The organism is Streptomyces aureus (genome assembly GCF_001418135.1).
Taxonomy (GTDB): domain Bacteria; phylum Actinomycetota; class Actinomycetes; order Streptomycetales; family Streptomycetaceae; genus Streptomyces; species Streptomyces aureus_A.
The window spans coordinates 1-19,764 of the sequence record NZ_LIPQ01000112.1 but is presented as its reverse complement, the minus strand read 5'-3'; the positions used below and the strand labels follow the sequence as shown (position 1 = coordinate 19,764).

The 19,764-nt window shown below is 71.2% G+C and carries 20 protein-coding genes and 1 pseudogene; 5 read left to right on the top strand and 16 right to left on the bottom strand.

Features of this window, described 5'->3' with window-relative positions:
• Window positions 1-117: 117 nt before the first annotated feature.
• Window positions 118-765 (top strand): GNAT family N-acetyltransferase, encoded by a 648-nt coding sequence (locus AOK00_RS11790; protein WP_055600263.1) that lies wholly within the window; start codon window positions 118-120, stop codon window positions 763-765.
• Between the two features lie 111 nt (window positions 766-876).
• Here AOK00_RS11790 and AOK00_RS11785 read toward each other — a convergent pair whose 3' ends face one another.
• Entirely contained in the window at window positions 877-1,281 is a 405-nt protein-coding gene (locus tag AOK00_RS11785; protein WP_159041742.1) for a hypothetical protein, read from the bottom strand.
• A gap of 83 nt (window positions 1,282-1,364) precedes the next feature.
• Here AOK00_RS11785 and AOK00_RS11780 point away from each other — a divergent pair, with 83 nt between their 5' ends.
• Window positions 1,365-2,105, top strand: a complete 741-nt coding sequence (locus tag AOK00_RS11780) for a class I SAM-dependent methyltransferase (protein ID WP_055600261.1) — start codon at window positions 1,365-1,367, stop codon at window positions 2,103-2,105.
• A gap of 335 nt (window positions 2,106-2,440) precedes the next feature.
• On the opposite strand, the pseudogene AOK00_RS40190 reads toward AOK00_RS11780, so the two are convergent.
• The 5 genes and pseudogenes from AOK00_RS40190 to AOK00_RS11750 all read right to left on the bottom strand — a co-directional run.
• Window positions 2,441-2,683, bottom strand: a pseudogene (locus AOK00_RS40190) (hypothetical protein); the annotation flags it as partial.
• A complete protein-coding gene (locus AOK00_RS11770; protein ID WP_159041741.1) occupies window positions 2,656-3,318 on the bottom strand; it encodes a hypothetical protein in 663 nt (220 codons plus the stop codon). The gene AOK00_RS11770 and the pseudogene AOK00_RS40190, both read right to left, overlap by 28 nt.
• 395 nt (window positions 3,319-3,713) lie before the next feature.
• Window positions 3,714-4,526 (bottom strand): hypothetical protein, encoded by an 813-nt coding sequence (locus AOK00_RS11765; RefSeq protein WP_159041740.1) that lies wholly within the window; start codon window positions 4,524-4,526, stop codon window positions 3,714-3,716.
• Between the two features lie 743 nt (window positions 4,527-5,269).
• The gene (locus AOK00_RS11755) at window positions 5,270-6,307 is read right to left on the bottom strand and encodes a PP2C family protein-serine/threonine phosphatase (protein WP_055600257.1); all 1,038 of its coding nucleotides are present in this window, start codon (window positions 6,305-6,307) and stop codon (window positions 5,270-5,272) included.
• A gap of 347 nt (window positions 6,308-6,654) precedes the next feature.
• On the bottom strand, window positions 6,655-7,272 hold the full coding sequence (locus tag AOK00_RS11750) for a LysE family translocator (RefSeq protein ID WP_055600256.1): 618 nt from the start codon (window positions 7,270-7,272) through the stop codon (window positions 6,655-6,657).
• Window positions 7,273-7,383: 111 nt separating this feature from the next.
• Between AOK00_RS11750 and AOK00_RS11745 the strand changes: the two genes are divergently transcribed.
• Window positions 7,384-7,836, top strand: a complete 453-nt coding sequence (locus tag AOK00_RS11745; protein WP_030319132.1) for an Lrp/AsnC family transcriptional regulator — start codon at window positions 7,384-7,386, stop codon at window positions 7,834-7,836.
• A 66-nt stretch (window positions 7,837-7,902) separates the two neighbouring features.
• Here the strand turns inward: AOK00_RS11745 and AOK00_RS11740 are convergent, their stop codons facing one another.
• Together AOK00_RS11740 and AOK00_RS11735 are read right to left on the bottom strand one after the other, a co-directional pair.
• Window positions 7,903-8,124, bottom strand: coding sequence for a helix-turn-helix domain-containing protein (locus tag AOK00_RS11740; RefSeq protein WP_055600255.1), 222 nt, complete (start codon window positions 8,122-8,124; stop codon window positions 7,903-7,905).
• Window positions 8,124-8,615: a DUF2975 domain-containing protein gene (locus AOK00_RS11735; RefSeq protein WP_055600254.1), complete on the bottom strand. Its 492-nt coding sequence runs from the start codon at window positions 8,613-8,615 to the stop codon at window positions 8,124-8,126. The genes AOK00_RS11740 and AOK00_RS11735 overlap by 1 nt, the downstream gene beginning before the upstream one ends.
• A gap of 245 nt (window positions 8,616-8,860) precedes the next feature.
• Here AOK00_RS11735 and AOK00_RS11730 point away from each other — a divergent pair, with 245 nt between their 5' ends.
• A complete protein-coding gene (locus AOK00_RS11730; RefSeq protein WP_055600253.1) occupies window positions 8,861-9,250 on the top strand; it encodes a VOC family protein in 390 nt (129 codons plus the stop codon).
• 91 nt (window positions 9,251-9,341) lie between these two features.
• Here the strand turns inward: AOK00_RS11730 and AOK00_RS11725 are convergent, their stop codons facing one another.
• The 8 genes from AOK00_RS11725 to AOK00_RS11690 form a co-directional block, all read right to left on the bottom strand.
• Complete coding sequence (locus AOK00_RS11725; protein WP_055600252.1) at window positions 9,342-10,319, bottom strand: GNAT family N-acetyltransferase; 978 nt, start codon at window positions 10,317-10,319, stop codon at window positions 9,342-9,344.
• Window positions 10,320-10,481: 162 nt separating this feature from the next.
• Entirely contained in the window at window positions 10,482-11,162 is a 681-nt protein-coding gene (locus AOK00_RS11720; RefSeq protein WP_055600251.1) for a GntR family transcriptional regulator, read from the bottom strand.
• A gap of 47 nt (window positions 11,163-11,209) precedes the next feature.
• Window positions 11,210-12,595, bottom strand: a complete 1,386-nt coding sequence (locus AOK00_RS11715; RefSeq protein WP_107097365.1) for an aldehyde dehydrogenase family protein — start codon at window positions 12,593-12,595, stop codon at window positions 11,210-11,212.
• On the bottom strand, window positions 12,592-13,596 hold the full coding sequence (locus AOK00_RS11710) for a proline racemase family protein (RefSeq protein WP_055600250.1): 1,005 nt from the start codon (window positions 13,594-13,596) through the stop codon (window positions 12,592-12,594). The genes AOK00_RS11715 and AOK00_RS11710 overlap by 4 nt, the downstream gene beginning before the upstream one ends.
• An 86-nt stretch (window positions 13,597-13,682) precedes the next feature.
• On the bottom strand, window positions 13,683-14,591 hold the full coding sequence (locus AOK00_RS11705; RefSeq protein ID WP_055600249.1) for a dihydrodipicolinate synthase family protein: 909 nt from the start codon (window positions 14,589-14,591) through the stop codon (window positions 13,683-13,685).
• 120 nt (window positions 14,592-14,711) lie between these two features.
• Window positions 14,712-16,283, bottom strand: coding sequence for an NAD(P)/FAD-dependent oxidoreductase (locus tag AOK00_RS11700; protein WP_079041950.1), 1,572 nt, complete (start codon window positions 16,281-16,283; stop codon window positions 14,712-14,714).
• Complete coding sequence (locus tag AOK00_RS11695) at window positions 16,264-16,578, bottom strand: (2Fe-2S)-binding protein (RefSeq protein ID WP_055600248.1); 315 nt, start codon at window positions 16,576-16,578, stop codon at window positions 16,264-16,266. The genes AOK00_RS11700 and AOK00_RS11695 overlap by 20 nt, the downstream gene beginning before the upstream one ends.
• A gap of 32 nt (window positions 16,579-16,610) precedes the next feature.
• The gene (locus tag AOK00_RS11690) at window positions 16,611-17,768 is read right to left on the bottom strand and encodes an NAD(P)/FAD-dependent oxidoreductase (protein WP_055600247.1); all 1,158 of its coding nucleotides are present in this window, start codon (window positions 17,766-17,768) and stop codon (window positions 16,611-16,613) included.
• 215 nt (window positions 17,769-17,983) lie between these two features.
• On the opposite strand from AOK00_RS11690, the gene AOK00_RS11685 reads away from it, so the two are divergent.
• Complete coding sequence (locus AOK00_RS11685; protein ID WP_055600246.1) at window positions 17,984-19,726, top strand: ABC transporter substrate-binding protein; 1,743 nt, start codon at window positions 17,984-17,986, stop codon at window positions 19,724-19,726.
• The last annotated feature ends 38 nt before the right edge of the window (window positions 19,727-19,764 follow it).

Below are 19,764 nucleotides of genomic sequence, written 5' to 3'. Positions count from 1 at the left end.
CCGTCAGGCCTGCTCGACAGACCACGCAGAATCGGAGCGGCCGACTCCGCCGCGCGCACCGGCGAATCCGGCCCAAACCCAGTGCGGGAGCGCTCCCACTCTGAGATCGTCGCACGCATGGAGACAGCACCGTTCGTCCGCCGCTACCGACCCTCGGACCGCGCCGAACTCGCGGACATCTGCGTCAGGACGGCTCACGAGGGAGGTGACTCCTCCCCGCTCTACCCCGATCCCGAGCTGATGCCCGTGCTCTTCGCCCACCCCTACGTGGAGCTGGAGCCGGACTTCGCGTTCGTCCTGGACGACGGCGCCGGGCGGGCCGTCGGCTACGTCCTCGGGGTACCGGACACCGCCGGCTTCGCCGCCCGGTTCCGCGAGGAGTGGCTCCCCCGGGTGGCGGAACGGTTCCCGGCGCCCGCCGGGGAGGCCGGCACGCCCGCCGAGTCGATGGCGGTCCTGCTGCACACGCCGGAGCGCATGGTCCGCGGAGAGCCGGCCCGCCATCCCGCGCACCTGCACATCGACCTCCTGCCCTCCTGGCAGGGGCGGGGGTACGGGCGCGCCCTGATGGACGCACTCCTCGCGGCGCTGCACGCGCACGGCGTGCCCGCCGTGCACCTGTGCATGGTGCAGGCGAACACGGCGGCCCGGGCGTTCTACGACCGTCTGGGGTTCGAGCCGCTGGACGTGCCGGACTCCGGACCCGTCTGGTATCTGGGCCGCCCGACGGCACAGGACGCGCCCCCGACCCCTCGCGACCCATGACGACGAGCGCGCCCACGTCTTCCACGGAACCGTCACCGCAGCAACCATCCGTCTCCGGCTCCGCCCGTGATCCGGAGGTCGGGATGGGCCCCCTGATCAGGACGGCAACGCTCAACGCGCGTCGAATGCCGCCTGCAACGCTTCCTCCGTCGGAGCTATGACAACCGCGTTTCCCTGAAGGTCCACAGGAAGGTGACGACGGTCGTTCTCGTGGAAGATCAGTGCCCCGCCACTCTGGGGGACGATTGAGGCTCCGAGGGCTGCCGCCAGCCGGGCGAGCACGCCGAGCATCGCGCCACGGGCAAAGTGCGTCGCCGTCACGCCCGGCATCCCGCTCTCGCCGTGGGACTCGTGGTACAGGTCCGCTTCGCCCCCGTCCTCCGCGCGGAGCAGGGAGAAGCCCTCCTCCGGACCGCCCGCGACCACGTACGGCTCCGTCACATGCCGAAACCGTTCGGCGTCCAACGCGACAACCTCGCGGTCCACGAACCGGAGCAGAAAGATGCTGTAACTCACGGACACACTCTGCCACCGTCATGATCGCCTGACAGGGCCAAATCGTGTTGACCGCCCCCGGCATGCAGTGCTGGAGTCGGCACGTGGACAGCATCCCCGCCAACCGGCGGCTCTGGAACCGGATCAGCAGCGCCTACCAGCACGAGCACGACCCGCAGATCGGCGCCACGCCCCGGCTGTGGGGCATGTACTCCATCCCAGACGCGCACCTGCACGCCCTGGGCGACGTCACCGGCAAGCGCGTCCTCGAACTCGGCTGCGGCGCCGGCCAGTGGTCCAGGGCGCTCGCCGCCGAGGGCGCCACCGTGGTCGGGCTCGACCTGTCCGAAGCCCAACTCGCCGCAGCGGAAGGCGCGATGGGAGCGACCCGCTACCAGCTGGTGCACGGCGCCGCCGAACAACTCCCCTTCGCCGAGGACAGTTTCGACCTCGTGTTCTGCGACTTCGGTGGACTCAGTTGGGCGTCCCCGCACCTGGCCGTCCCGCAGGCCGCACGCGTCTTGCGCCGAGGCGGGCGCCTGGTGTTCAACGTCGCCAGCCCCTGGTTCGAAGCTTGCTACGACGAAGCCGCCGGCCGCGTCACCACAACGCTGCAGAAGGACTACTTCGGGCTGGACACCATCGCCGAAGGCGACGGCGCGACCAGCTACCAGCTCACCTACGGCGACTGGGTCAAGGTTTTGCGCGGCGCGGGTCTCATCATCGACGACCTCATCGAGCCGCGGCCCGAACCCGGAACACCCAACGGCTACAACGAAACCGACCCGCCCGACTGGGCCCACCGCTGGCCGGCGGAACTTCTCTGGGTGACCCACAAACCCTAAGGTCATGTGCCGGTTCCTCGCCCGGATCGTCGGGCGTTTCGACCGGAAGGCCCATCTGGTCGTCGACCGGCACTCGGGCCCACGCTCGAAGGCCGTCCAGTCATAACTTGCCGAGCACGACGACAAGATCGAGCTGCACTCGCCTGGGTACTCACCCGGGCCGAACCCGGACGACCTGGTCGACGCCGACCTCAAACGCAGCCTGCCTCCACACCCACCGGGCCAGGAACCAGGCCGAACTCGCCGCCGAAACCCGCAGTTCTTCCGCCGCCGACAACGCCGGCCCCACGTCATCCACGGCTGCTTCGGCGACCCCCACGTCCGCTGACCTGTCTCCGTCGCTCTCCTTCGCCGTCATGCCAGTGCAGCCAGAACGGCTGCGAGGCAATCCCTGTCACCTGCGGGTCAAAGTCCATGAGCACGAGCCGGTCCCGCTCCAGCCAGGACTCGAAGCCGACATGCTGCCCGGTCGACGCTGTCCAGTACCAGCCCGCGAAGTGACGACCACTGCGAGACCACCGGAAGGGCGATATCGGGCTCGGCCTGAGGTTCAGGCGCGCTGGAGGATGCGGCCCCACCAGGACTGCCGTGCAGGGGGCGCCGGGGTCTCGGTGGTGACGGGGCCGAGGCCGCTCTCGATCGGGGTGTCCCACTCGATCAGGGCGCCAGGGAACCAGGTGACCGGCTTGGTGTCTCCACGGGTGTTCGCCCAGGCGGCGACTCGTAGGGCGGCTTGCCGGTCGGGCAGCAGACCGCGTTCATCGGTATCCACTCCGAGGTGGAGCCTGCCCTCCTCGTACAGGCCGTTGCAGAGCCAGGTGTGGAGCAGGCCATTGTCGTATCCGAGTACCTCCCAGCCGAGCGTGTGCCCGCCCTCGGCCACCTTCGGGGCGGCGTCGCCGCCCCCCTGACCGGCGAGGTGGGCGAGCAGCACCGGCTCGTCCGTCCCGGCCGCGCGGATGTCGGCGACGAATCCGCCGACATGTTCGGAGGGCACCAGCAGGGCGTACAAGCGTGCCTCCACGGGCAACTGGAGGGGCAGGCAGGCCGCGAGTGCCTCCTGCGCCGTGCCGAACCAGCAGCCGGCATCCGGAAACCGGTCGATCAGGCAGTCGGACGCAGAGGTCAGCCGCTCCGTACGGGGCAACCCCGAGACCGTGACCCGCTCGGGCACCCCAACGAAGTAGCCGGCGAGCATCACCTCACCTGACACGTCAGCATCGGAAGGAAGACCCTCAATCATGCCCGCACCGTACCTGACCTGCGACGTCAAGGTCCGATGAGACGAATCCCGAGTGGCCGGACTCCAATGAGACTCGTCAAATTCCGGTGAGCCGGGACAACCCTCAACGAATGACCCAATGCGTTTCTGATCGATATGAGACGACCGTCCTCGTGGCGGCCCTCAACGAGCGGCTGTGACCAGACGTTTCCCCACCTGATGGCTAGCCTGAGCGATGGTGAACAGACGACGGCAGAAGAAACTGTCCAAGCGCCTCGTCGAGGCGGCGACGTTCGACGACAGCACCCGTGTCCACGCTCTGCTGCGGGCCGGGGCCTGCCCGGAGACCAACGACGCCGAGGGCACCACGCCTCTCTCATGCGTGCTCAGCCGTCGAGGAGGAAATCCACCGCCATCACGGCGTGGAGGACGGTCATGGCGCTGCAGCAGAAGACCAGCACGGCGCCCGCGTAGGTGTTCACCAGGTGCGTGAACGGCGATGCCGGCACCAGCACGTCCGCCGGGTCCTCCTGGGGATGGGCCACGGTGATCGTGGGGCCGGCCTCGCCGTGCAGGAAGCCGCGGTACGTCCCGGTCGCGTCCGGGTAGACGTACGCACCGCGGGACATCGTGGCCCGGGTGGCGGTCACCGTGACGCCGTGCCGGTACAACCAGCGTTCCCGCCGCGCGCGGAGCACCCCGTACAGGCCGAGCCACAGGCCCAGCCAGGCGAAGCCGCCGGCCGGGACCGTGAGGAGCACCAAGTCCCAGATGCCGAGTGAGGCGGCCACCACGCAGAGGACGACGAGCGCCAGCAGGTGCCACAGCGTGCCCCGCAGGATCCGGCGGTGGAACCGCGTCCGCCAGGTGGGGGCGAGCGAGCGGACCACGGCGAACGGGGCCCCGTCGACGTCGTCACTGTCCGTCCGGTTCGCCAGGATCGCGTTGACCCCGTCGGCGAAGGCGATGGCCGCTGCCTCGTCCACGTCGTCGATGCGGTGGACGCGCGGCGTCGCCCCCGCCTTCGCCCGCAGTTCGATCAGGACCGAGCGGCCCTCGGCGCGTATCCGGCCCAACCCGTCCGGCGTGAAGGTGACTTGCTCGCGCGGGAGGTCGAGGACCAGTCCGATGTCCTCGACGGACAGGATGGCCCCGTCCCGGCCTCGGAGCACCGGGAGGGTGGAAATGGAAGTCGACATGGGCATGATCGTAGAGCGGGCGCGCTTGTCGTACCTCGCGGACACGGTTCGGTAGTTCTTGAGCTTGTTGATCGCCCGTTCCACGGTGCTGCGCTTCCTGTACCGCTCCTTGTCAAAGCCGGGTGGGCGACCCCCGCCCAGCCCTGGCGTACGCGGTCCCGGCCTGGTCGCTCTCCTCGGAGATGACGTGGCGGATGCAGCGTCGCCGCAGCAGGTCTGTCAGATCCCCCCGCCCAGAGCCAACGACCCCGTGAGCGGCATGGGTACGGTCAGCACCTGCGATGCCACCACGCCAACGCCGGGTCTTCCGTCGGTTCGTGATGCGTTCGCCCGAGGAGCACCGCGTCCAGGCGCTCGACCTGCACCCGGAGTTCGCCGGCGGACCTTGGCGGAAGCATGAACAGAGCGTCTTGCAGCTTGTCCCGGGCCCAACCCTCGCCGCAGCAGGAGCAGGTGAACTCCGCCTCCCATCGTCTCCACCGGCGCCTCGTGCCGTGGACGCGCACGGACCACACGCTCAGCGCCACCGCCACGATTCCCGGAGACAATCGCTCCCGTTCAAGCACACGGACAGCGGCATTCGCCGCTCCCGACAGACCTGGGACATCGCGATACCGCACCCAGGGGCTACCCCGGCCGCGTTCCCGCGGCCGAATTGAAGCGGGGGTTCTACGAGGCACGGCCCCTTCGGATGCACGTCATGGACGGCATCCTCCCACAGTCCGAGATCGGCCGGACAGGTCCTAGCTCAGGCGTACAGCGAGGGCGGCGATGTCGTCGTCCAGACGCCCGTGGGTGTAGCGGAGAAGATCGCGGTGAAGCGCGTTGAGAAGCTCGCGGGGTGGCGTCAGGGGTTGTCGGCGCGTCCAGGCCGCCAGGGGGAAGAACTCGCCGCGCCGATCGCGGGCCTCGGCGATTCCGTCGGTGTAGAGGAGCAGCAGGTCACCCGGGGCGAAGCTGCAGGTGTCGACGTTGTAGTGGTCGCCCAGCAGGTCGGCGAGGCTGAGCAGAGGCGAGGGGGTCCGCGACTCGACGACGCGCAGCGTCGCGCGGTTCAGGATCAGCGGGGGCGGGTGTCCGCAGTTGAGGACGTCGATCCTGCCGCCGGCGTCCGGGATCTCGACGAGCAGCGCGGTGGCGAAGCGCTCCATCGTCCCCTCGGGGGGAAAGGCTCCGTTGTAGCGGGTGCAGGTGGCGTCGAGCCTGCGCGCGACGCCGACCATGTCCGTCTCACTGAAGGCCGCCTCGCGGAAGGCGTTGACGATGGCGGCGGCCGCTCCCACGGCCGGCAGACCCTTGCCCCGTACGTCACCGATGAGCAGCCTGACCCCGTACGGCGTGTCGACGGCCTCGTAGAAGTCCCCGCCGATGCGTGCTTCGGCCGCGGCCGCGAGGTACAGCGACTCGATCTCGACGTTTCTGAAGCGGCGCGGCATCGGGCTGAGCACCACTTGCTGCGCCGCGTCGGCGACGAGACGCACCTGCAGGAGGGTGCGTTCCCGCTGGAGCCGCACATGGCTTCCGTACGCCGCGGCGACGGTGACGGCGATGATCCCCGCAGCCGTCCACCATGTTCCGAGGTCGGGGAACACGAGGCTGAGGCCGATCATCAGCACCAGGCAGACCGTGCCGAGCAGGACAGTGGGCAGGACCGGCCACATGGCGGCGGCCAGGGCCGGTGCGGCCGGCAGGAGGCGGCTGAAAGCCATCTCCGGCGGAGTGTTGTAGGCCAGTGCGGCGATCACGACGGTCAGCATGACCGGCGATAGCCGCACAAACATCCCTGGGCCATAGCGCCGGCGGAGCCGTAGCCGTAGCTGTCCAGACTCGATCACACCGGACAGAATATCCACATAAGGGGGACAAAGCGCCTCGGGGGCAGAGGCGGCCGGAGCGGGTGGCGGAGGGCCGGCCCAGGTCGGGTACCAGTCAGGCACAGGTCACGGGTGGCATCACTGCTGATCACACGCTCCGAGGAGGTGGGGCCGGCGAGTGGCCGGAGGGTGCTTGCCCGATCCGTCTTGTTCCCTCGTGTACCACCGCGGCTCGCTTGCCGGCCAGGCTGGCGGGGAGGGCGGCGGGGAGCGGTCCGTGGGCGGGAAGACTCGGGTGGAGCGGGCCGGAGCCTTCAGCCGGCCAGGCGTTCCACCAGCAGGAACGTGCCGATGGCGATCATCATGGCGCCGCTGACGCGGGTGACGACCCGGGCGGCCGAGGGCCGGGTCCTGAGGACCGTACGGGCAAGCACGCCGACGGCGAGGTAGACGACGGCACACGCGGCCAGGTGCATCGTGCTGAGCAGACCGGTCTGCGCAGCGACCGGCCAGCCGTCGGCGGTGTCGATGAACTGCGGGAACAGCGCGAAGTACAGCAACAGTGCCTTCGGGTTCAGGCCGCTGGTCCCGGCCCCCTTGAGCATGACCCGTACGCGAGAGGCCGACGCGGTCTCGCCCGTGGCCTCCGGTACGGCCGGCTGCCTCAGAACACCCCAGCCCAGCCACAGCAGGTAGCCGGCGCCGGCCACGGTCAGTGCGGTGAGGGCGGCCGGGGAACTCGCCACGATCACCGCAAGACCCGCGACGGCCACCAGCGCGTAGGCCGCGTGCCCGGCGACCAGGCCCGTGACCGCAGGGACGACCGAACGTTCCCGAAGACCGGCGGTGATCGCGTAGGCCCAGTCCGCACCGGGGGTGAACACCAGGAGCAGGTCCACCACCAGGAAGGCCGCCAGCGTCGTCGTATCCATCGATCGTTCCCTCTCGCACTTCTCGCTCTGGAGGGAAGGCTAGGCCGGATACATCCGAAGGTGTTTGCGTCTTTACCCCATGATCGCGCGAACTGAGGGAGAATCTTGCCCATGGACGCCCTGGACCGGAAGATTCTTACCGAGCTGCAGCTCGACGGCCGTCTGACCATCACCGAGCTGGCCGCTCGCGTGAAGCTCAGCGTCTCGCCGTGCCACCGCCGGCTGCGCGACCTCGAACGCGAAGGCGCGATCCGCGGCTACCGCGCCGTCGTCGACCCTGCCGCCGTCGGCCTGAACTTCGAGGCCCTCGTGTTCGCCACCCTGCGCTGGGAGGACGCCGACACCGTGACGGCCTTCGAAGAGGCCGTGGCCGCCGTTCCGCACGTGCTTCAGGCGCAGCGCCTCTTCGGCGAGCCCGACTACCTCCTGCGGATCGCGACTGCCGACCTGGTCGCGTTCCAGAAGCTGTACGACCAGCAGCTCGCCCGACTGCCCGGGGTCCAGCGCCTGACCTCCACCCTCGTCATGAAGAACGTCATCGACGACCGCCCCCTGCCCGAGTAGAGGCGGGTGCCCTCCGAGGAGGGGCACCCGCCCCGCGAGGTCTCACCCCGCCGCGTCCTGGGGACGTCAGCCGTCCGTGGTGTCTTCGACCTCCCAGCGCAGCAGGTCGCCCGGCTGGCATTCCAGCACCTCGCAGAGCGCTGCGAGCGTCGCGAACCGCACCGCCTTGGCACGGCCGTTCTTGAGCACCGCGAGGTTGGCGGGCGTGATCCCCACGCGGCCGGCGAGCTCGCCGACGGACATCTTCCGCCTGGCCAGCATCACGTCGATGTCGACGACGATCGGCATCAGATGACCTCGTCAAGCTCGGCCTGCATGCGCGCGGCTTCGACATCGCGCTCGACGGCCTGAGCGAGCAGCATCCGCAGCACGAGGACGATGAGCGCGACCCCCAGAATGGCCACGCCGACCCCGCCCATGATGACGGTGACGCCCGGGTCCTCCCGCTGGCCCGGCGCGTTGATGACCGTGACCGCGAACCACAGGACGGCGGCCGCCACGATCGCGCCGATCACACGGTCCACGTACCGGAAGGCGGCGTGGGAGAACACGGTTCCGCGTCGCACCATCGCCACCAGCCGCCACACAGAGACCAGAGCGACCTGCGCCGACGCCATCCCCAGGATCACGATCACGCGCAGCGGGGTCAGGGGAAGCGACCCGTCCTCAGGGTCGCTCCCACTGACCAGCACCCACACCATCAACGCCTGTACGCACACGGTGCCGGCAAGCACCACGGCGAGCACGGCGCGCAACGCACGCACTGCCAGCTTTCCCATGACCCACCCTTACATCGATTTACGATGGGAACCTATCGAATCTCGATAGGTGAGGCAAGGGGTGGATGCGGATGCCGGCGTTCGCCTGCGCCGTAAACTTGGAGATGGTCTGAGCGCCTCACGGAGATCAGCGGACGGACAACAGCGACACGGACAGCAACGTCCAGGATCTACGGCGACATCGCGTGCCGGTCACCGCCCGGGTGCGGCACGGAGGTGTCGGGAGATGCCTTCGGAGGCATTCCTTGTCAGTCGAGTTGAACCACACCATCGTCCACGCCCGGGACAACCGGGAATCCGCGGAGTTCTTCGCGAACCTGCTGGGCCTTGAGATCACCGCCGAGTGGGGGCCGTTCGTCGCGGTCGATCTGAGCAACCACGTCACTCTGGACTTCGCCACGATCCCGGCGGACAGGATCACGCCCCAGCACTACGCCTTCCTGGTCTCCGACGAGGAGTTCGACGCGGCGTACGCACGGATCAGGCAGCTCGGCGTCGAGCACTACGCCGACCCGCACCGGAAGCAGCCCGGCGCGATCAACCACCATGACGGCGGCCAGGGCGTGTACTTCGTCGACCCGGCGGGTCACCTCATGGAGCTGATCACCGTGCCGTACGGCGGCCGGCCCTCGTAGGCGACCGCCGAGGGCCGCGACCGGCGCGGCCCTCGACCACGCCCCCGGCCCCCTCCTCCTCTTCCTGTCCCACTCACCGGTGTCCGCACGGTCAGCCGGCGACGGCAGCCGGCACGTCGTCCCAGGCCAGCGAGGACATCCTCCATCCCGCCGGGGTCAGGAGGTACTGGGTGGTCTTGTGGCCGGAACCCTCGAACCACTCGCCGTCGTGGTAGCCGGACTTCCGGTACTCACTGAAGCGGTGGGCGATCGATCCGAAGATCTCGGTGCGCGCGGCGACCTCCCATTCGGAGAACTCCGTCAGGGTCCCGTCGGTGAGCATCCTCTGGCGAGGTTCGATGAACGCGTCGAGATCGTAGATCACCGGTTCGGCTCCGACGTTCGCGATGATCCTGCCCTGCGGGACGAACACGTCGCGGATGACGTCGAGGTCGGGCCGCCTGCCGCCGGTGTTGGTGAAGGCACCGACGAACACACCCATCAGCCGGTCGAGTTCGGCCTGGACGCCGGACGCGGACCCCTCCCCGGCAGTCGGCCATTCCTCGGAGAGGACCGACCAGACCTCGATGTCGTGCCGCACTCCCCGGTACGGGGAATGCCGCCGCAGCACCCCGTCACGCGTCATGCCGAGCCGGCGCGCGGCCCCGATGCTGCGGGCGTTGTGCGCCGCGACCCACCACTCGACCCGGCTCATCCCCCGCTCGGTGAAGGCCCAGTCGATCAGGGTCCGGCAGGCCCGGTTCACCAGGCCCCGCCCCTCCCCCGCCTTCTCGAGCCAGCAGCCGATCTCACACACGCCCGAGGTGCTGTCGAAGCGGGTGAACATGACGCCGCCGACCAGGGTGTCGTCCAGCCAGATGCCGAAGATCCCGCCGTTGTCCGTGGCCAGCCGGTCGGCGTAGCGCTGGAGGGTGGCCGTGGCGGAGGGCAGGTCGGTGCTGAATGTCGCCCAGGGGATCCAGGGGTCGACGGTGTCCCGTGCGCGGTCGATGTGGGCGAGGAACTCCGGTGCCCGCGAGGGCTCCAGGGGGCGGAGCCTGGCCTGATCGCCGATGGGCAGAGTGAACATGTGAGCATCGCTCCCTCGGTGCGTGACAAGCGTTCGGTACGTGAGCCAAGCATGCCGCCCGCACCTGGCTCGCCCTCGCCGCCCATGGTGCGGTCCGCGCGGCCGGCCTCACCGTCGGAGCCGACGTCGCCGTCGCCCGGCCATGATCCCGACGGGCCCGGCCTAGCCTTCGGCCGGTCCCTCGCTCTTGGCCCACAGGGAACGGACGTGGCCCAGGTGCCGGGTCATGCACGCCTCCGCGCCCTCGGCGTTCCCGGCGATCATCAGGTCGAGCAGTTCCAGATGCTCCTCCGCCGAGGGAATGAGGTCGCCGCTCTCGTCGAGGGCGGTGAGCCCGTACAGGCGCGACCGCTTGCGCAGCTCGCCGACGGTCTCGACGAGGCGCTCGTTGCCCGCGAGGCCGAGCAGGGTGAGGTGGAAGAGCCGGTCCGCCTCCAGGTAGCCGATGAGGTCGTGCTCACGGGCGGCGCGCACGATCTCGACGGCCACCGGCCGCAGCGCCTCCAGGTCCTCGCGCGTGGCGGACCGGGTGACGCGGCCGACCGTCGGGATCTCGATGAGCGCACGGATCTCGGTGTACTGGTCGAGGTCGCGTTCGTCGACCTCGGTGACCCGGAACCCCTTGTTGCGGACGGGCTCGACCAGCCCCTCACGGGCCAGGTCGAGCATCGCCTCACGCACGGGTGTGGCGGAGATCCCGAAGTCCTCTGCCAGGGTGGGGGCCGAGTACACCACGCCCGGCCGCAGTTCGCCGGAGATCAGGGCGGCGCGCAGGGCATGGGCGACCTGGTCGCGCAGCCGCTCTCGGGAAGCGTTCAGGTCGCGGTGGGTCAGGTGCCCCATGGAGGTGGTGATCCCTTCGGCTCGTTCTGCGTCACCACCGTACGATGTCACGTCGCGGCGCCCGCGGGTGCCAGGGTGTACGTCCGGGAGGACGTGTAGAACTCCAGGGCCGCCCTGCCCTGCTCGCGCGGGCCGTGACCGGACTGCTTGGCCCCGCCGAACGGCAGGTGGAAGTCGACGCCGGTGGACGGGGCGTTGATCCGGATCATGCCGGTGTCGACGAGGTCGAGTCCGTACAGGGCCGCGTCGAGGTCGGCCGTGTGGACCGAGGTGACGAGGCCGTACGGCACGGAGTTGGTGATCCGTACCGCGTGGGCGAGGTCGTCGGCGGGGAGCAGCGCGGCGACCGGCCCGAAGACCTCCTCGTTGAGCAGTCGGTGTCCCGGCGGGACCCTCTCGACCAGGGTCGGGGCCGCGTACCAGCCGGGTGTCGTGGGGACGGTGGCGCCGGCGAGGACGGGGAGCCCCTGCCAGGCCTCGACCACCCGCTCGCGCGCCCTCTCCTGGACGAGCGGACCGCACACCGTCGCGGGATCGGCGGGGTCGCCGACCCGGACGGCCCGGAAGGCCTCGGAGAGGGCTTCGCGCAGGGGGTCGAGGGCGGCGCCGACCGCGATGATCCGGCTGGTGGCGGTGCACTTCTGGCCCGCGAACCCGGCGACGGCGGCGGCGATGTGGGCCGCTGCCTGCCCGATGTCCGCGTCGGGCAGGACGATCGCCGCGTTCAGGCCGCCCATCTCGGCCTGTACGGGGATGCCGCGCGCCGTCGCCGCGCGGACGACGGCCCGGCCGACGGGGGTGGAGCCGGTGAAGGAGACGACGTCGGCCGCGGAGACGAGGGCGTTGCCCTCGGTGGGGCCGCCCGGCAGGACGGCGAACACGTGGTCCGGCAGGGCCTGTCGGACGATCTCGGCGAGTCGCCGGGCGCATGCGGTGGCCTCGGGGGCCGGTTTGAGGACGACCGTGTTGCCGACCGCGAGTGCGGGGGCGGCCTTCCAGCTCGGGATGGCGAAGGGGAAGTTCCACGGCGTGACGAGCCCGGCCACGCCGTGGGGGCGGCGCCGGTTCAGGAGCAGCCCGGGTCCTGCCGCGGTCTCGTGGACGGAGCCGGTGGGCTCGAAGGGCGCCTGGGCGTAGTAGCGCCAGATCGCGACGGTGCGCGCGATCTCGGCCCCGGCCTCGGTGCGGGGCTTGCCGACCTCGCGTACGGCGAGGGCGGTGAGCTCGTCGGCCGCGGCCTCCAGGGCCGCGGCGACGGCGCCGAGCGCGGCCGAGCGTGCGGCGGCTCCGGCGCGCAGCCAGCCGGGCTGGGCGGCCCGGGCCCGCTCGACGGCGTCGGCGGCCGCGAAGGCGCCGGGGGCCGGGAGGCTGACGAGCACGTCGGTCGGGTCGGCCGGGTTGTGCGAGACGAGGGTGGTCACGTCGGTGATCACAGGAGGAAGCCTCCGGGGAAGGGGTCGTCCGGGTCGAGGAAGTACTGGGCGGTGCCGGTGATCCAGGCGCGGCCGGTGACGGTGGGGACGACGGCGGGCAGGCCGCCGACCTCCGTCCCGGCGGTGAGCCGGCCGGTGAACCGGGTGCCGATGAAGGACTCGTTGACGAAGTCGCGGTCGAGCGGCAGTTCGCCGCGTGCGTGGAGCTGGGCCATGCGCGCGCTGGTCCCGGTGCCGCACGGGGAGCGGTCGAACCAGCCGGGGTGGATGGCCATCGCGTGCCGGGAGTGCGTGGCGTCGGAGCCGGGCGCCGTGAGGTAGACGTGCTTGAGTCCGGCGATCTCGGGGCGGGTGGGGTGGACGGGGCGGTCCGGGGAGGCGTTGATCGCGTCCATGATCGCGAGTCCGGCGGCGAGGAGGTCGTCCTTGCGGTCGCGGTCGAACGGCAGCCCGAGGTCGTCGAGGGGGACGAAGGCGTAGAAGTTGCCGCCGAAGGCAAGGTCGTAGGTGACCTTGCCGAATCCGGGGACGTCCACCGCGCGGTCCAGGCCCACGCAGAAGGCGGGCACGTTGGTGAAGGTGGCGGACTTCGCCGCGCCGTCCTCCACCTGGACGTCGACGGAGACGAGGCCCGCCGGGGTGTCCAGGCGGACGGTGGTGACCGGTTCGGCGACCGGCACCATTCCGGTCTCGACGAGGACGGTGGCGACGCCGATGGTGCCGTGGCCGCACATCGGCAGGAGGCCCGACACCTCGATGTAGAGGACGCCGTAGTCGGCGTCGGGGCGTGTGGGCGGCTGGAGGATGGCGCCGCTCATGGCCGCGTGCCCGCGCGGCTCGAACATGAGGAGCGTCCTGAGGTGGTCGAGGTGCTCGATGAAGTGGAGCCTTCGCTCGGCCATGGTGGCACCGGGGATCACACCGACGCCTCCGGTGATGACCCGGGTGGGCATTCCCTCGGTGTGGGAGTCGACTGCGTGGAAGACATGACGCGTACGCACGCGGAGTTCCTTTCGGTCCGGTCGGTGGGCCCGGTCAGCAGGCCCGGTCAGCGGGTCCGGTCGGTGGGTCCGGTCGGTGGGTCCGGTCAGCGGTGACCGTCGGCGACGGCCTTCTCGGTGGCGGTGCGGACGGCGGTCTCGGTCGCTCCGGTGAGCGGGAGGCGCGGCGGGCGGACGGGGCCGCCGCGGCGACCGGCGATGTCCATGGACAGCTTGATGCACTGGACGAACTCGACCTTGGAGTCCCAGCGCAGCAGTGAGTGCAGCGACGAGTAGAGCGGCCGGGCCGTCGCCAGGTCGCCCGCGACGGCGGCTTGGTACAGCTCGACGCAGCTGGCGGGGAGGGCGTTGGGGTAGCCGGCGATCCAGCCCACCGCGCCGGCCAGGGCGAGCTCCAGGAGGACGTCGTCGGCGCCGATCAGCAGGTCGAGTTCCGGGGCGAGTTCGGCGATCTCGTAGCCCCTGCGGACGTCTCCGCTGAACTCCTTCACGGCGACGATGCTGCCGTCGGCGTGCAGTTTCGCCAGCAGGCTCGGGACGAGGTCGACCTTGGTGTCGATGGGGTTGTTGTACGCGACGACCGGGATGCCGACCCCTGCCACGTCCGCGTAGTGGGCGATGACGGAGCGCTCGTCGGCGCGGTACGCGTTGGGCGGCAGCAGCAGGACGGAGCCGCAGCCGGCCTCGGCGGCCTGCTCGGCCCAACGGCGCGACTCGGCGCTGCCGTAGGCGGCGACACCCGGCATGACCCTGGCTCCGTCGCCCGCGGCCTCGACGGCGGTACGGACGACCCGGGCGCGCTCGTCCGCGGTGAGGGTCTGGTACTCGCCGAGGGAGCCGTTCGGGACGACGCCGTCGCAGCCGTTGGCGATCAGCCAGGCCACGTGCTCGGCGTAGGCGTCGTAGTCGACGGAGAGGTCTTCCTTGAACGGCAGGGTGGTGGCGACCATGATGCCGCGCCAGGGGCGCTCGGTGGTCCAGGCGGTGGTGTTCATCTCGACGACCTTTCGGTGACGTGTGGCGGAGGTGGTAGCAGTGGCAGGGGTGTCAACTCTGACCGGTCTGACAGGTCGGACAGGTGTGACGGGTGTGACGGCTGTGACAGGTGCGGTGTCTCAGGAGGGGCCTGGGTCTGACGGACTGCCGACCGCGGAAGTCGGGTCCGGTGGCCCGTCGAGCGCGGCAAGCGCCGACAGCGGTACGGGGACGGCGAACGGGCGGCGTTCGGACGGTGGTTCAGGGGTGGCTCCGGTGGCCGCGAGGCACGCCACGGCCGTCCCGCACACGCGGCCCTGACACCACCCCATGCCGGCCCGGGTGAGGAGCTTGACGGTCCGGGCGTCGCGCGCGCCGCACTCGGCGACCGCCTCGCGGATCCTGCCCGCCGGGACCTCCTCGCAGCGGCACACGTCCGTGTCGTCGCTCAGCCACCCGGTCCAGCCGGGGCCGGGTGCGTGCGCGGCGGACATGACGTCGGCGAAGGCACGCAAGCGGTCCCGGCGCCGCCGGAGCCCGGCGGTCGCACCGACCCGGTCGGGACGGCCGAGGAGCCGCGCGGCGATCGCCCGGCCCGCCAGCTCCCCCTCGGTACGGGCGAGTTCGGCACCGCCGACGCCCCCGGTCTCGCCCGCGGCCCACAGGCCGGGCACCGAGCTCTCCTGGAGGTCGTCCAGGGCCAGGCCCAGGGTGCCGTCGGGCAGCACGCGGGTGGTGCAGCCGACGGCCACGGCCAGCTCGATCTGGGGCACCAGGCCGTGACCGACGGCGAGGGCGTCGCAGGCGATCCGGCGGCCCGTCCCCCGTACGGGCCGCCAGTCGCGGTCCAGGCGGCTCACCGTGACGGCCTCCACCCGGTCGGTGCCGTGCACCTCGGTCACCGCGCTGCGGAGCCGTACGGGCACCCGGTGACGGGCCAGCGCGGCCGTGTGGACGAGGGCCTCGACCGCCTTGCGCGGGTTGGTGGCGAGCACCCGGGGGTTGCGGCCGTACCGCAGGTACCCCGCGGCCTCGACGACCGCCGGCACCCGTGCTCCGGCCGAGGCGAGGGAGGAGCCGACGGCGAGGAGGAGCGGGCCGCTGCCGGCCACGACGATGCTCCGGCCGGGCAGCACGAGCCCGGACTTGAGCATGGCCTGCGCTCCCCCGGCGCCCACGACTCCGGGCAGGGTCCATCCGGCAAAGGGCAGTTGGCGCTCGTAGGCGCCGGTGGCGAGGAGCAGGGCGCGGGCCCGGATCCGGGCGGGCGCGTCCGCGCGTCCGTCCGCGCCGGTGAGGGCGTGCGCCGTCCACGTCCCGTCGGTCTCCTTCACGACGGACCACACGTGATGTCCGGTCAGGTGGTCGACATCGCTCGCGTGCAGGCGTCGGCGCAGGTCGGCGAAGGCGGACCAGTCGTGGTGAAGGGCCTCGGGCCGTCTCGCGCCCAGGGTGGGCGCGGGGTGCCGGTAGAACTGCCCCCCGGGCTGGGTCGAGGAGTCCAACAGGGCTACTGATAGACCGAGTTCAGCGGCGGCGACGGCTCCGGCGAGCCCTGCGGAGCCCGCGCCGACGACGACGAGGTCGTGCGGCGCGCCCGGGCGTCGGCCCGCGTCGGGCACGGAGTCGGGGACGCTCCGTGTCGAGCCCTTCGGTGCGGACGCCGAAGGAGGCCCGGCCACGTCTTCGGGTTCAGACGCCGAGGCGGTCATGGCCGTGCCCTTCCTGGGTGGTGATCGCGTCGCCGGGGCGGGCCGGGACCAGACAGGCGCGGCGGTTGGGCTCTCCGTTGACGGTGGCGAGGCAGTCGTAGCACTGGCCGATGCCGCAGAACGCGCCGCGCGGACGGCCTCCGTCCCGCGTGGTGCGCCAGGCCAGGATGCCCGCGCCCCACAGGGCGGCGGCGAGGGTCTGGCCCGGCAGGGCGGGGACGGGCCGGCCGTCGAAGGTGATGCCGAACGGCGGATCGGGCTGTGCCCCGACGAGGCCGATGGGGGTGCGGGCCACGGGCCCTCCTCTCGTGACGGTGGGTGCGCGCCTCAAGGTGCGGTGGCGTCGAAGCGTTCGGGGCGGAACGGGTCAAGGTCGAGGGGATGTTCGGCGCCGGTCATACAGGCGGCGACGATCTGTCCCGTCACCGGTGCGAGGCCGATGCCCGCGCCCTCGTGGCCGCAGGCGTGCAGAAGGCCGGGGACGCGCGGGTCGGGCCCGATGGCGGGCAGGTGGTCGGGCAGGTACGGGCGGAAGCCGAGGTAGGTGCGGATCGCCCGTACGGTGCCGAGGACGGGGAACAGCGCGGTGGCTCCGGCGGCGAGGCGGCGCAGGACCTCGGTGGAGAGGGTCCGGTCGAAACCGACGCGCTCGCGGCTGGCGCCGATGAGGACGGGTCCGGCGGGGGTGCCCTCGACGACGGCCGAGGTCTGGAGCGCGGCGGAGCCACTGGCCACGTCGGCCACGTAGTCGGCGGCGTACACCTTGTGGCGGACGATGCGCGGCAGGGGTTCGGTGACGAGGACGAAGCCACGGCGGGGCAGGACGGGCAGGTGGACGCCGGCGAGCTCGGCGACGGCGCCGCCCCAGGTGCCCGCGGCGTTCACGACGTACGGGGCGTGGAGTTCGCGGGTGGCGGTCCGCACCCCGCGGACCGCTCCGTCCGCGCCGGTGAGGAGGCCGGTGACCTCTTCGCCGAGCGCGAGGCGGACCCGGTCGCCGGCGGCTCGGAGGAGCTGCGCGGCGGCGTGGGCGGGCATCACCTGGGCGTCCTGGGGGTAGTGGAAGCCGCCGGTGAGGTCCGGTGCGAGGTGGGGCTCCAGGTCGTGGAGCCGGTCACCGGGCACCTCGTGCGCGATGACCCCCGCTTTCTCCTGGTGGGCCGCGAACTCCCGCAGGGCGTGCAGTCCCGTCTCGCCGGAGGCGACGACCAGGCCGCCCTTGGCCTCGTACTCGACGGCCGGCGGGAGCCTGTCGGCGAGTTCGGTCCACAGCGCGGTGGAGAGGAGGGCGAGCTGGAGCTCGGGGCCGGGTTCCTTGTCGGAGACCAGAAGGTTGCCCTCGCCCGCTCCTGTCGTGCCGCCGGCGACGTAACCTCGGTCGACGACGGTGACGGAGAGGCCGGCCAGGGCCGCGTAGTGGGCGCAGGCTGCGCCGACCACGCCGGCGCCGATGACGATGACGTCCGAGGTTTCTCTCGTGGGCACAGCAGTAATATTTCACATTGCACACCCCCTGCCAAGACCCTGAGCGAGACATCCCCAAGCTTCCGGCCGACTCCGGCCGACCCCCGGCACCCCCGTCCGGACACGGATGGGTAACGGCCGACCCGACACCTTGTCAGTACAATTTCACATTACTATGTTACCGGTCACATTCCAGCCGCCTCCGGCTGTCCGACTGCTTCCCCGGAGTGACCCGCATGAACAAGCGCACGCGCACCCTGGCCACGGCCCTGGTGACGACCCTGACCCTCGCCGCGACCGGCTGCTCCGGCGGAGGCACGTCCGGGGGCGACCGGAACGGCGGGAACCCCGCGACCTCCAACACCGGGGCGGTCCTCGGCGGCACCCCGCAGAAGGGCGGCACGCTCACCGTGCTGTCCAACCAGGACTTCACCCATCTCGACCCGGCCCGCAACTGGGTGATGGGCGACATGGACTTCGGCACCCGCCTGCTCTACCGCACCCTCGTCACGTACAAGGCGGAACCGGGCGCGCGGGGCGGCGAGCTGGTCCCCGACCTCGCGGAGAGCCTGGGCGTCTCCTCCAACGGCGCCCGCACCTGGACCTTCACGCTCAAGCCGGGACTGAAGTACGAGGACGGCACGCCCATCACCTCCCAGGACATCAAGCACAACGTGGAACGGTCCTTCTCCCCCGACCTGCCCGGCGGGCCCGACTACGCCGCCCGCTACCTCGCCGGCGCCGAGGGCTACACGGGCCCGGCGGGCGGCAAGCACCTCGCCTCCGTGAAGACTCCCGACGACCGCACGATCGTCTTCGAACTCCGCACGCCCTTCGCCGAGTTCCCCTTCGCGGCGACGCTGCCCACCTTCGCGCCCGTGCCTCCGTCCCAGGACAAGGGGCCCCAGTACGACAACCGGCCCTTCTCCTCGGGCCCGTACAAGATCGACTCCTACGCCCGCGACAAGCAGCTGGTGCTCGTACGCAACACCCACTGGGACCCCAAGACCGACCAGGTGCGCAAGGCGTACCCGGACAGGGTCGTCGTCACCATGGGCCTCAAGGCCAACCAGATCGACGACCGGCTCATCGCCGCCACCGGCCCCGACGCCTCCGCCGTGCCGTGGGACAAGCTCCGCCCGGAGTCCACCCCCAAGGTGCTCACCAGGCCGGACGTCAAGGCCCGTCTCCTCGCCGAGTCGACCGGCTGTACCGAGATGGTCCAGATGCACACCGGGCGCGCGCCCTTCGACGACGTCAGGGTCCGGCAGGCCGTGCAGTACGCCCTGGACCGCGAGGCCGTCCTCACCGCGTCCGGCGGCCCCGCCCTCAACGACCCGGCCACCGCGCTCATGCCGGGGTTCCTGTTCGGCGGCAAGCAGCCCGACACCCTCGGCATCCCCCTCACCGGCGACGTCCCCAAGGCGAAGGAGCTGCTCAAGCAGGCCGGCAAGGCGGACGGCTTCACCACCCGCATCACCGTCTCCAACGGCGACAAGGCCGTCGGCGAGGCCGTCCAGCAGTCCCTCGGCCGAGCCGGGATCAAGGTCACCATCGAGACCGTCGACCCCTCCGCCTTCTACGACACGATCGGCGACACCAAGAACCGCACCGACCTCGTCTACACCGGCTGGTGCCCCGACTACCCCTCCGGTTCGACGTTCCTGCCGTTCGTCTTCGACGGCCGCTTCATCAAGGAGAAGGGCAACTCCGGCAACCACTCGCTCTTCCGCGACGACGCCACGATGAAGCGCATGGACGAGATCGCGGCGATGGCCGACGCCACCCGGGCCGCCAAGGCCTGGCGTGAACTCGACGGAGCGATCCTCGCCAAGGCGCCCACAGCGCCCGTCGTCGTCGAGCGCAAGCCCCTCGTCATCGGCACCAACATCGCCGGGGCCTTCGGCCACACCTCCTTCGGCGGCCAGCTCGACTACGCCACCGTCGGCCTCAAGGACCCCTCGAAGAGCGGGAACTGAGGCCGGCCGTGACCACCACCCCACCCTCCCCCGCGACC

What these genes read in the sequence shown, in the direction of transcription:
- AOK00_RS11685 (WP_055600246.1), top strand. Translation starts at nt 17,984, where the DNA reads ATGAACAAGCGCACGCGCACCCTGGCCACGGCCCTGGTGACGACCCTG.
- AOK00_RS11740 (WP_055600255.1), bottom strand. Translation starts at nt 8,124, where the DNA reads ATGCCGATCGTCGTCGACATCGACGTGATGCTGGCCAGGCGGAAGATG.
- AOK00_RS11705 (WP_055600249.1), bottom strand. Translation starts at nt 14,591, where the DNA reads ATGAACACCACCGCCTGGACCACCGAGCGCCCCTGGCGCGGCATCATG.
- AOK00_RS11750 (WP_055600256.1), bottom strand. Translation starts at nt 7,272, where the DNA reads ATGGATACGACGACGCTGGCGGCCTTCCTGGTGGTGGACCTGCTCCTG.
- AOK00_RS11745 (WP_030319132.1), top strand. Translation starts at nt 7,384, where the DNA reads ATGGACGCCCTGGACCGGAAGATTCTTACCGAGCTGCAGCTCGACGGC.
- AOK00_RS11765 (WP_159041740.1), bottom strand. Translation starts at nt 4,526, where the DNA reads ATGTCGACTTCCATTTCCACCCTCCCGGTGCTCCGAGGCCGGGACGGG.
- AOK00_RS11725 (WP_055600252.1), bottom strand. Translation starts at nt 10,319, where the DNA reads ATGTTCACTCTGCCCATCGGCGATCAGGCCAGGCTCCGCCCCCTGGAG.
- AOK00_RS11720 (WP_055600251.1), bottom strand. Translation starts at nt 11,162, where the DNA reads ATGGGGCACCTGACCCACCGCGACCTGAACGCTTCCCGAGAGCGGCTG.
- AOK00_RS11790 (WP_055600263.1), top strand. Translation starts at nt 118, where the DNA reads ATGGAGACAGCACCGTTCGTCCGCCGCTACCGACCCTCGGACCGCGCC.
- AOK00_RS11755 (WP_055600257.1), bottom strand. Translation starts at nt 6,307, where the DNA reads ATGTTTGTGCGGCTATCGCCGGTCATGCTGACCGTCGTGATCGCCGCA.
- AOK00_RS11700 (WP_079041950.1), bottom strand. Translation starts at nt 16,283, where the DNA reads ATGACCGCCTCGGCGTCTGAACCCGAAGACGTGGCCGGGCCTCCTTCG.
- AOK00_RS11735 (WP_055600254.1), bottom strand. Translation starts at nt 8,615, where the DNA reads ATGGGAAAGCTGGCAGTGCGTGCGTTGCGCGCCGTGCTCGCCGTGGTG.